General features: G+C 39.9%; 10 protein-coding genes. 5 read left to right on the forward strand and 5 right to left on the reverse strand.

The features are described from left to right. Positions 1-69 precede the first annotated feature (69 nt). A complete protein-coding gene (locus tag ACE1CC_RS36630) occupies positions 70-1,191 on the reverse strand; it encodes an RNA-guided endonuclease InsQ/TnpB family protein (RefSeq protein WP_413275361.1) in 1,122 nt (373 codons plus the stop codon). 182 nt (positions 1,192-1,373) lie between these two features. Between ACE1CC_RS36630 and ACE1CC_RS36635 the strand changes: the two genes are divergently transcribed. Both ACE1CC_RS36635 and ACE1CC_RS36640 read left to right on the forward strand, forming a co-directional pair. After that, on the forward strand, positions 1,374-1,964 hold the full coding sequence (locus tag ACE1CC_RS36635) for a slr1658 family protein (RefSeq protein WP_413275362.1): 591 nt from the start codon (positions 1,374-1,376) through the stop codon (positions 1,962-1,964). A gap of 77 nt (positions 1,965-2,041) precedes the next feature. Continuing rightward, positions 2,042-2,383, forward strand: a complete 342-nt coding sequence (locus ACE1CC_RS36640) for a slr1659 superfamily regulator (RefSeq protein WP_459563968.1) — start codon at positions 2,042-2,044, stop codon at positions 2,381-2,383. Between the two features lie 203 nt (positions 2,384-2,586). Here the strand turns inward: ACE1CC_RS36640 and ACE1CC_RS36645 are convergent, their stop codons facing one another. After that, the gene (locus tag ACE1CC_RS36645; protein ID WP_413275364.1) at positions 2,587-2,922 is read right to left on the reverse strand and encodes a cupin domain-containing protein; all 336 of its coding nucleotides are present in this window, start codon (positions 2,920-2,922) and stop codon (positions 2,587-2,589) included. A gap of 32 nt (positions 2,923-2,954) precedes the next feature. After that, positions 2,955-3,731 (reverse strand): SAM-dependent methyltransferase, encoded by a 777-nt coding sequence (locus ACE1CC_RS36650; protein ID WP_413275365.1) that lies wholly within the window; start codon positions 3,729-3,731, stop codon positions 2,955-2,957. Positions 3,732-4,041: 310 nt separating this feature from the next. Here ACE1CC_RS36650 and ACE1CC_RS36655 point away from each other — a divergent pair, with 310 nt between their 5' ends. After that, positions 4,042-5,358: a GGDEF domain-containing protein gene (locus ACE1CC_RS36655; protein ID WP_413275366.1), complete on the forward strand. Its 1,317-nt coding sequence runs from the start codon at positions 4,042-4,044 to the stop codon at positions 5,356-5,358. On the opposite strand, the gene ACE1CC_RS36660 is transcribed toward ACE1CC_RS36655, so the two are convergent. Further along, the gene (locus tag ACE1CC_RS36660) at positions 5,298-6,350 is read right to left on the reverse strand and encodes an SGNH/GDSL hydrolase family protein (RefSeq protein WP_413275367.1); all 1,053 of its coding nucleotides are present in this window, start codon (positions 6,348-6,350) and stop codon (positions 5,298-5,300) included. The two genes, ACE1CC_RS36655 and ACE1CC_RS36660, sit on opposite strands and share 61 nt — an antisense overlap. Positions 6,351-6,533: 183 nt before the next feature. On the opposite strand from ACE1CC_RS36660, the gene ACE1CC_RS36665 reads away from it, so the two are divergent. Next, a complete protein-coding gene (locus ACE1CC_RS36665) occupies positions 6,534-8,222 on the forward strand; it encodes a trypsin-like peptidase domain-containing protein (protein ID WP_413275368.1) in 1,689 nt (562 codons plus the stop codon). Between the two features lie 297 nt (positions 8,223-8,519). Here the strand turns inward: ACE1CC_RS36665 and aroB are convergent, their stop codons facing one another. Further along, positions 8,520-9,629, reverse strand: coding sequence for a 3-dehydroquinate synthase (gene aroB / locus ACE1CC_RS36670; protein ID WP_413275369.1), 1,110 nt, complete (start codon positions 9,627-9,629; stop codon positions 8,520-8,522). Positions 9,630-9,663: 34 nt separating this feature from the next. On the opposite strand from aroB, the gene petL reads away from it, so the two are divergent. Further along, entirely contained in the window at positions 9,664-9,756 is a 93-nt protein-coding gene (gene petL / locus ACE1CC_RS36675; protein WP_073593173.1) for a cytochrome b6-f complex subunit PetL, read from the forward strand. The last annotated feature ends 148 nt before the right edge of the window (positions 9,757-9,904 follow it).

A 9,904-nucleotide genomic window follows, 5' to 3' on the forward strand; every position in this document is an offset into this window, starting at 1 on the left:
TCTAGGATACTTGCCTTCACTCACAAGGTTATGAAGTTGTCAGTACCAAGGATTTAAGTGCTTCTCAACCTATTGGTTACTTGATACTGCTAGTCGTCCCCCGATTTCTCGGTTTTGACTAAACGAATCGCACTTTTTCGCAGCATTCTCATCCCTATCGTGATGAGTTTGACATTTAGGACAAACCCATTCTCTGTCCTTTAGTGTCAGAGAATCATTCTTATATTTGCAGCAATTGCACAGTTTAGTGCTACGGAAGAATCTGTCAACTTCCACAAGAATTCCCCCAACTCTTTTCAGTTTGTAGCCTAAAAAATTAACTAGCATACCAAATCCAGCATCTAATATAGATTTAGCTAGATTGGTTCGTGCTAGTCCTTTTACGCTCATGTTTTCTACTACAACAGCTTGATTTTCACCCACTAACTGATGAGAGAGATTAGGTCGGAAGTCTTGCCTAGTGTTCGTTATTTTCTGATGAACTTTGGCTACTTTCTTAACTTGTTTCTTACGGTTATTAGAGCCGAGCTTTTTCCGAGATAAAGATTTCTGTCTACGTCTTAATCGCTTGGCGTATTTCCTCGTGGGCTTGATTGGGTCAACTTTATAGGTGTTTTCCCCATCAAACACCGTGACGAGGGAGTTAAGACCTAAATCGATACCCGAAATTTTACCCTCTTTGTTTGTTGAATTATCTTCAACCTCAAACAAAATAGCGGCAAAATATTTATCCGTGCTGTCTTTTGAGACAGTTACGGACTTTATTTTGCCGCTGATATTTTTAGAAATTACTGCTTTCACAATTCCCAGCTTAGGGAGTTGGATACCATTACCTTTAATTGAACAACCTGCTGGATATCTCAGCGATTGCTTTTTGTGTCTACTTTTGAACTTCGGGAATTTAGCTCGATGTTCAAAGAAGTTCTTAAATGCTGCTTCTAGGTTTTTCAGCGATTGCTGTAATGCAGAAGATGACGCATCTTTTAACCACAAGAACTCTTCTTGTTTCTTTAGTTGCGTTAAATCTTTAGTCATGTCGCAATAGCTTAATCCTTTTCCCGTTTCCTGGCATTGAGTGTTGCTTTTATTTAGGTAATAGTTCCAAACAAAGCGACAGCAGCCAAGGTTTTGTGCTAGGGCTGCTTGTTGCTCTTTGTTTGGGTATAGTCTTACCTTTAAAGCTGTTAACATCACTCTATTAATCTAGGAATAGCTATCAGTATACCACCAATTATATTGATGAGCTACGCTCAGTTTGAGTTGTTGGTCACAATTCATCTCCCGGTACAGCGAAGCTTACCGGGAGATGAATTGCAACATTAAGATAAAATAAAGTATAACGTTCTCCTTAAGCCAGCCAGATCTGATAAATTATGACTCTATCTTCTAAAGTTCAAATATTTGGGGAATTCTTAGAAGAAATCCCTGTTAGTAATGACTATCTCACCTTGAATTTTTCCCCTGCTTCCGAGGCAAGAAAGCGCCGTTGGGAACACAATGGTATATCAGCAGACTTTTTAGGCGACTACTTCGCGGCTTTTTTCCCTGGCGATGCGACTTCAGAGAACAAAATTAATCGGAAAAACACAGTTAAAGGTATAGTCAGTTATATCGCTAATGAGCTTTTAGAGAATGCGGTTAAGTATAGCGATCGATCTGCCAACCTACCAATTACTATTACCCTATATTTGTATGAGCATGAATTGATTTTTCTTGTGACTAATTATGCTCAGGAAATAATGGTAGAAAAATATCAGGAATTTATCCGCGAACTGTTAGATTCCGATCCCGATGAACTTTATACCCGCCAACTAGAAAAAACCGCACTGGGAACAGGAGAATCCCACATAGGTTTGTTAACTATAATTAATGATTATTCGGCTCGCTTAGGTTGGAAATTTGATTACTTAAAGCAAGATTTAAGCCTAATTCATGTAAGTGTCATAGCCAGGTTTGACATTTAAAATAAGTCACTAATATATCGGTTTAATTGACGAAATAGCAAATAAATACTATTAACTTGGAGAGGTGTAGACAATTGCTGGAAATCAAAACAGATGACTATCAAATATGGCATAATTCAGAAAGATCAACAGTGTTTTTCCGAGGCTTCTTGCGATTGGCTGGAATGGAAGAATATCGACCTGTAATGGAATTGTTAATGAATGTGATTGAGGAAACTCCTAACTTTACAATTAACTTGCAGGAATTGGAATTTCTTAACAGTTCAGGAATCAGTATGCTCTCTATGTTTGTCATCAAGGTGCGAGAAAAAGGTGATGTAAATTTGGTTTTACAAGGTTCAGATAAGATTCTTTGGCAGACAAAATCCTTAAAGAATTTACAACGCTTGATGCCCGGAATCAAACTAGAATTTAGTTAATGCCAAATCGGAGATAAAATCGCTATTAACTAAAGTTGCTAGTTACATAGATTGTCGGTTAGATCCCCCCTAACCCCCCAAAAGATCCCCCGGGAGCCCCCCTTACAAAGGGGGGAACCAGCGGAAGCTTTGCTATCAATATCACGGGGGGAACCGGATTCAAAGTGAAATCACTAAAAATGACAAAGAAAAATGGAGCGAGTTTATTTTGCTTCCGAAAGTGTGAGTAAAAAAGCTAAATTTTCTTCAGTTTTTAAAGCATGGGGAGCATGAGCAGGCATAAATACAAAAACGCCTGGTTCTAAAGTAATATCTTCGCCTTCTAAAGTAAGAATTCCCTTGCCTTCAATCACATTAACTGTAGCGTTGCGAGTGGCAGTATGTTCGGAAATTTCTGTGCCACCTGCAAGACAAAATAGCGTGTGTTGACAGTTATTATCTTTGAGGATAACTTTACTTAAAACTCCTCCCCCTGGATATTCAATTTGGTCTTTGATTTGCGTGACAAAAGATGAGGTTGATAAAGTTGTAGAAGTCATATTTTCTCCTTTGGTAATTGATGAGTTACTAGTTAATTTTTTTGGGCTACTAAAACGATGTAACCTAAATCTTGCTGGTATTGTTGGAAAATGCGGCGCATTGCTAGAACTCGTTGCCGAATTTGGGAATTAGTTACAACATTCCAGAGAATTTTAGCAACACTAAATAATCCTTCATCCTGAATCATTCGTGGCAGGTTTAGTAATGCCATGCTGCCAGTTTGATGCTGTTTAACTTCTAATCCACCATTAGCAAAAGTAGCAATCCAATTTGCCTGAGATAAAGGTGATGTATCACTTTTGATGACTCTGGCTAGTTCTTGATGGATTTCTGCTTCTCTGTTATCAGCTAACATTTCATGAGAAAGAAATTTTCCGCCCGGTTTTAGTTTGGCATGAATTCCATTTAAAATTTTGGCTTTTCTGGGAGCAGATTGCATCGACAAAATTGCCTCAGCAAATACATAATCAAACTGAAGAGAAATTGCTTCTAATTGGAAAATATCTCCTTCAATAATTGTAATTTTATCTGTTAAACCAGCAGCTTGAATATTAGCACGGGCAAGGGCTACACTAGCGGGATTTTTTTCCACACCTACTACTTTGACACCAAAACGTTGGGCAAGTGCGATCGCGCTATATCCAAAACTAGAAGCTAATTCCAAAACAGTCTCATCAGCTTGAAAATTCGCCCATTTAAATAGTTGTTCTGTAGCCGATCTTCCCCCCGGACGTAAAATTTTCTTACCTGCTGCCGCTAGCACCTGATGTCCCGGCGCAGTTTCTAAATTGATTGTTGTCTGTGCCATCTTTGCCACCTTCTCTTTTAGTCTTAACTTCAGTTTGGCAAAAACTCGCTATTAGATCTTTGACTTAGATCAAGTTTCCTAATTCTTCTCAGTGATTCTTGGTACAACACAGTAATAATACTTAATGTATTAAGATTAACATTCATATACTTTAAATAGCTATGGTAGGTTATTTGAATTTTAGATAAAGTAATATTTTCATGATTTAAATTTTAAGTTAAATATAGTTTAATATAGCTATCAATGTGACAGTTATTACCTTAAACAGCGCTTTTACTAAAACAGAAGATTCTTGCGAAAGCTACCAATTATGTCCTGCCTCAGCCTAATAGTACTAATCATTTTTGTTATATTTCTCCTGGGCAGTATTTTACTTGCCTGGTTAAATAGCCGTAATGCAGTCAAATTCGAGCGTGCATATCAATTACTGCAAGCAGAGGTAGACGAACGTAAGCAAGTGGAGATAGCGCTGAGGGAGGCCCAGAAGGTATTAAAACAACAAACTGAGCGAGAGCGCATGATTATAGCGATCGCGCAAAATATTCGCCAATCCCTTGACTTAAGCAAAATTCTCAATACCACTGTTGCGGAAGTCCGCCAATTTCTGGATACTGACAGAGTATTTATTTATCGTTTTGAACCTGATTGGAGTGGTACTATTGTTGTCGAATCCGTAGCCCCCGGATGGACACCAGCACTAGGAACAAACATCCAAGATACTTACTTTGTGGAAACTGGCGGCGAACCTTATCGAAATGGTCGAATTCAGGCAATAGAAAATATTTATACAGCAGGTTTAACCCAATGTCATGTTGATTTATTGGCAAAATTCCAAGTCAAAGCTAGCTTAGTAGTGCCGATTTTAAAAGGCCAAGAATTGTGGGGATTATTAGTTGCTTATCACTGTTCAAATCCGAGAAAATGGCAAGAGTTAGAAATAGATTTATTAAAGGAACTAGCTACACAAGTGGCGATCGCCATTCAACAAGCCGAACTTTATTACCAATTGAAAATTGCCAACCAAGAATTAAAAAATCTTGTCAACATAGATAGTTTAACTCAAGTAGCCAATCGCCGCAGATTCGACGAACATTTACAACAAGAATGGCTCAGACTTAGACGAGAACAAGTCCCCCTAGCATTAATTTTTTGTGATGTCGATTACTTCAAACTTTATAACGACACTTATGGACATCCAGCAGGCGATAAATGTCTGCAACAAATTGCGAAAACCCTGGGGCAAATAACCAAACGTCCCGGTGATTTAGTTGCTAGATATGGCGGAGAAGAATTTGCTATTATTTTACCCAATACACCTTTATCAGGAGCGATTTATATAGCCGAAGAAATTCAGAAAAAAGTTAAAGAATTGGCGATCGATCACCATAGCTCTAAAGTCAGCAATACCGTTACTTTGAGTTTAGGAGTTGCCAGTATTATTCCTAGCATTTGCAGTTCTCCCAGAACACTTTTGACTAATGCCGATCGCGCACTTTACCAAGCAAAAGAACAAGGACGCGATCGGGTTTTAGCTTACTCTAATGAAGAACAGGATATTATGGCCGATCAGTCGGACACGATCTTACCACTTAAAGCTAAAGAATCTAGAGACTTTTTCCGCTTATAAATAGAAGCAGCACCTAATACTCCTAATAGTAAAAGCCCTAACTCTTCTCCTGGTTCCGGTACGCTAGTCCTGAGTGCAGAATAAGCTTCTTTTGCCAGTAATTTATGCCCTTCGGTAGTTGGGTGAATGAAATCCCAAAATAAAAACTGGTCTGGATTTTGGCATTGGACTAATAGACATCCTTGGGTAACATTAGTAAAGTTGTAATTACCAGGGTTGTTAACTGCATCTGCAAACAAAGAAGCAAAATTCAACGAAACAATTTTGGCATTATAGCTCTGTGATAAACTATTAATTGTCTGCCCAAGTGCCAAGTTATGTGCTTGGGCTAAATTATTCAATCTTGTTTCATCTTGTGTGCCAAAAGTTAGTGGTAATTGTCCCAAACTGGGTAGATTAGCAACTGCAATCTGTTTTGCACCAGCATTCAATAATGAATTAAGTGCAAAAGATATATTGTTGATAGTTTGATTAGCAGTTGTAGGTGGTGTAAACCATGTAGATTCTGTAGGTAAGTAATCATTTGCACCTGCCCAAAGAATATAAAGGGCGTTGGGATCGGCAGTCTGATTTGTTGTTAGCAAACCACCGATATAAGCTTGTACTTGTTGTTGTAAACCAGGTGCGATCTGAGCGATTGTATTATCTAACCCTGTCGTCGCACCACCAAAGGCAAAATTAACACTTTGGGTGGGAATTTGTGGGAAAGGTAGGGGTGTACCTTGCTGAGTAATAAATGTGGTAGGGGTTAATCCTAAATCTTGGGCTAAATAATCAACCCAGTTTGGCCCATTGGAAAATCGACCGTTGAAGTAGTAGGTAGGAAACTGTTGCGGAGAAGAGTTGAAAATATTACCAGAATCGGAAAGGCTATCACCAAAAACGTACATTTTACTGTAACTTAAATCGGTAGCCTGAGCAGTAGAGTCCCAAACAAGGGTAGATGCGATCGCCACAGTGGCACTAGCGACAAAAAGTTTTTGCCAACCCATATATTTTCTTTTTCCGAGTCGGAATTTATACTCATTTTTTATTTTACGTGGTTAAGCTGTAAAATTTATGAAATTTCTGTAAATAATAAAACAGTTAACCATTTTTCCAAAATGCGATCGGGTGTTAGCTTACTCTAATCAAGAATATTTAAAATTGACTTCCTGTGATGCTGAGGGTCAGAGATGTCTGAGAAATTTTTCTATCAACTATCAGCAGCGTTAGTGGGTGCAGCACTCGTAGTCGTGCAACCGCAAATAGCTGTACCGCAAACACTCGATGAACAAGCGATCGCTAATCTCGCCAGACTTACCACCGTCGTCATCAACGGTCAAAATCCAGGTTCAGGTGTGATTATTTCCCAACAAGGAAACACATACTATGTCTTAACTGCCAAGCACGTAGTCGCCACCCAAGACGAATACGAAATCGTTACCTCAGATGGCATCAAACATCCCCTAAACTACAGCACCGTCAAAAAATTACCTGGAATAGACTTAGCGCTGGTGCAGTTTACCAGTAATAAAAAATACTTAGTTGCCCCAGTTAGAGATTCTGACAAAGTAACTCAAGGAGAGACAATTTATATTTCCGGTTGGCCCCATCCAGGACAGGCAATTACCCAAAGGATCTTTCAGCTAACATCGGGGAAAATATCTGGGCGACCTTTGGAATCCTTAGAAGATGGTTATGCCTTAGTTTATACAAATATCACCCGTTCTGGGATGAGTGGTGGGCCTGTATTTGATGGCAATGGAGTCGTGATTGGCATTCACGGAAGGGCCGATGGGGAACAAATTATTAATGCTGAAACTGGGCAAACTATTAATATCAAATCAGGGTTTAATTTGGGAATTCCGATAAACACTTTTGTGAAATTCGCATCCCAACAGGGAATCAAATTACATTACTTTGGCGATAACTTCTTTGAAAATGAAGTACAAGTTCTCAGCGGACATACTAATGCAGTTACTTCCGTAGAGATTGCCCCAGATAATCAGACTTTAGCCTCTGGAAGTTACGATACTACAATTAAGTTGTGGGATTTGCAAACGGGTAAATTACTCCGAACTCTCACTGGGCATTCTAACGTAGTTATAAAATTAGCGATCGCCCCAGATAATCGAACTTTAGCCTCTGCCAGTTCGGACAAAACAATCAAACTTTGGGATCTGCAAACAGGCAAACTTTTACGAACTCTTACCGGACATTCCGATGTAGTGCGATCGGTAGCTTTTAGTCCAGATGGTCAAACTTTAGCCAGTGGCAGCGATGATAAAACAATCAAGATTTGGAACGTAAATACAGGTCAATTGTTACGCTCTTTTGCGGATAGCGATCGCTATAATCAAGGCTTAGTAGATTACGTACATTTCAGCCCAGATGGACAAACAATAGCCAGTGGAGAATTGCAAGGTTTTATTAGGTTGTGGAATGTTCAAACTGGCAAATTGCAGACTACTATACAAGACGATCGGATTTGTGCTCAACGAGTATGGTGGGCATTAGCTCTCAGTCCTTTAGGAGAAAAAATTGCAGGTGTTTGTGACAAACAAGATACACTCAAAGTCTGGGATACAACTACTGGAAAACTACTATATACAATTCAAAAAAATTCTCCTACTGCCATAGCAATTAACTCTTATGGTCAACTCCTCGCAGGTGTAGACTGGCAAGGAAACATCAATATTTGGAATTTATACAGCGGACAACTGTTGCGAAACAACCGATTACTAGATGCAGAAAAGGCAGATTATGCTCTTTTCACCTCTGTTGCTTTCAGTTCTGATGGACAAACACTCGTTGCAGGTTCCAGAACTTTACCTGCATACTTAGGCCCCGGATACATTTATATTTTCCGACTATCGCGGTAGCTATCTGTAGGGTGCGTATAGCCTGCGGCATTTAAGAAAAACGCCAGTGTAACGCACCATTCCAAAGTTTTAAGTAGGTAGATGTAAATAAAGTGAAAACCAAGCGGGCAGGATGCCCGCTCCACAAGAGTTACAGCTTTCTTGTGGGGCGGCTCCACAAGAGTTACAGCTTTCTTGTGGGGCGGCTCCACAAGAGTTACAGCTTTCTTGTGGGGCGGGCAGGAGAGCCCGCCTCATCCAAAGATAACTATTATCACTTTATTTATTTGCATCTACTTAACAATACCAGTCCCCAACCTACTGCATTTGCAACAACACCTGTCGCAACACCTCTGGGGGAACTTGATCGGTTACAGTCGCTTCCCCAATTCGCCTTGGTAAAACAAATCTAACTTTACCTGATTTTACCTTTTTATCAGTTTGCAAAGAATCAATGATTTCCCCTACATCTAAACCTGTAGGCAATTTATTAGGTAAACCTGTTTTTTTAATTAACTCATTTTGTCGTTCCGTCGCTTCCTTACTCCACATCCGTAAATCTCCGGCAATTTGACCTGCGGCTACCATGCCAATTGCCACTGCTTCGCCGTGATTTACAACTTTATAACCAGTCAAACTTTCCACCGCATGACCAATAGTATGACCGTAATTTAATAAAGCTCTTAAACCCGATTCTTTTTCATCTTTTCCCACCACAATTGCCTTAGCTTGACAAGAATGGGTGAGGATAGATTGCAACATTTCCTCACTCAAATAACGCAGTTGATCTAATTTTTCACATTCTTCTAATTTGGTAAACAAATCTGCATCCCAAATTACCCCATATTTAATTACTTCCGCCATGCCAGCGCGAAACTCTCTGGGGGGTAAAGTTTTCAAAACTTGCGGATCGATTAATACTAATCTGGGTTGATGAAACGCCCCAATTAAATTTTTGCCTTTCGGATGATTGACTCCGGTTTTCCCGCCAATTGCCGCATCTACCATCGCTAACAAACTGGTAGGCACTTGGACAAAATTAATTCCCCGTAGCCAGGTAGCAGCCGCAAAACCCGCCATATCGCCAATTACGCCTCCACCCAAAGCAACGATCGTTGAAGTACGTTCTAGGCGGTTTTCTAAGGCAGTGTTGTAGATTTTGACGATCGAATTCAATGTTTTGTATTGTTCGCCAGCCGCCAGGTTAAGGGAAACCACTTCAAAGCCAGCATTAGTGAGAGATTTAACCGCCCTTTCTCCGTAACGCTTAAAAATTGCCGGATTGGAAACTAGCAATACTTTTTCGCCCAAATTTAGCGGTTTGCTTTCCTTTCCGTTCATCCAATTGCCCAAATTGTCTAAACTTCCGGGTGCGATCGCTATTTCATAACGATTCTGCGGTAAATTAACATCAATAACGGATTGCATTATCTAAATCCTGACCCAAATACGAGGAACAAAAATGGCTGTAGTATCTTACGCGGTGATTTTGCTTGGCGCTTATGGAGTAGCCCTTGGCTTGTTTTTTGCTCTCAGAGCCACCAAGCTAATCTAAAATTTTAGAAAAGGGTACGTTGTTGTGCTTGAGCACTCTTGGGTACGTTGTTGTGCTTGAGCACTCTTGGGTACGTTGTTGTGCTTGAGCACTCTTGGGTACGTTGTTGTGCTTGAGCACTCTTGGGTACGTTGTTGTGCTTGAGCAC

This window comes from Floridaenema aerugineum BLCC-F46, from assembly GCF_041929345.1.
GTDB lineage: Bacteria > Cyanobacteriota > Cyanobacteriia > Cyanobacteriales > Aerosakkonemataceae > Floridanema > Floridanema aerugineum.

What these genes read in the sequence shown, in the direction of transcription:
- ACE1CC_RS36630 (WP_413275361.1), bottom strand. Translation starts at nt 1,191, where the DNA reads ATGTTAACAGCTTTAAAGGTAAGACTATACCCAAACAAAGAGCAACAA.
- ACE1CC_RS36635 (WP_413275362.1), top strand. Translation starts at nt 1,374, where the DNA reads ATGACTCTATCTTCTAAAGTTCAAATATTTGGGGAATTCTTAGAAGAA.
- ACE1CC_RS36645 (WP_413275364.1), bottom strand. Translation starts at nt 2,922, where the DNA reads ATGACTTCTACAACTTTATCAACCTCATCTTTTGTCACGCAAATCAAA.
- ACE1CC_RS36650 (WP_413275365.1), bottom strand. Translation starts at nt 3,731, where the DNA reads ATGGCACAGACAACAATCAATTTAGAAACTGCGCCGGGACATCAGGTG.
- ACE1CC_RS36655 (WP_413275366.1), top strand. Translation starts at nt 4,042, where the DNA reads ATGTCCTGCCTCAGCCTAATAGTACTAATCATTTTTGTTATATTTCTC.
- ACE1CC_RS36660 (WP_413275367.1), bottom strand. Translation starts at nt 6,350, where the DNA reads ATGGGTTGGCAAAAACTTTTTGTCGCTAGTGCCACTGTGGCGATCGCA.
- ACE1CC_RS36665 (WP_413275368.1), top strand. Translation starts at nt 6,534, where the DNA reads ATGTCTGAGAAATTTTTCTATCAACTATCAGCAGCGTTAGTGGGTGCA.
- aroB (WP_413275369.1), bottom strand. Translation starts at nt 9,629, where the DNA reads ATGCAATCCGTTATTGATGTTAATTTACCGCAGAATCGTTATGAAATA.
- petL (WP_073593173.1), top strand. Translation starts at nt 9,664, where the DNA reads ATGGCTGTAGTATCTTACGCGGTGATTTTGCTTGGCGCTTATGGAGTA.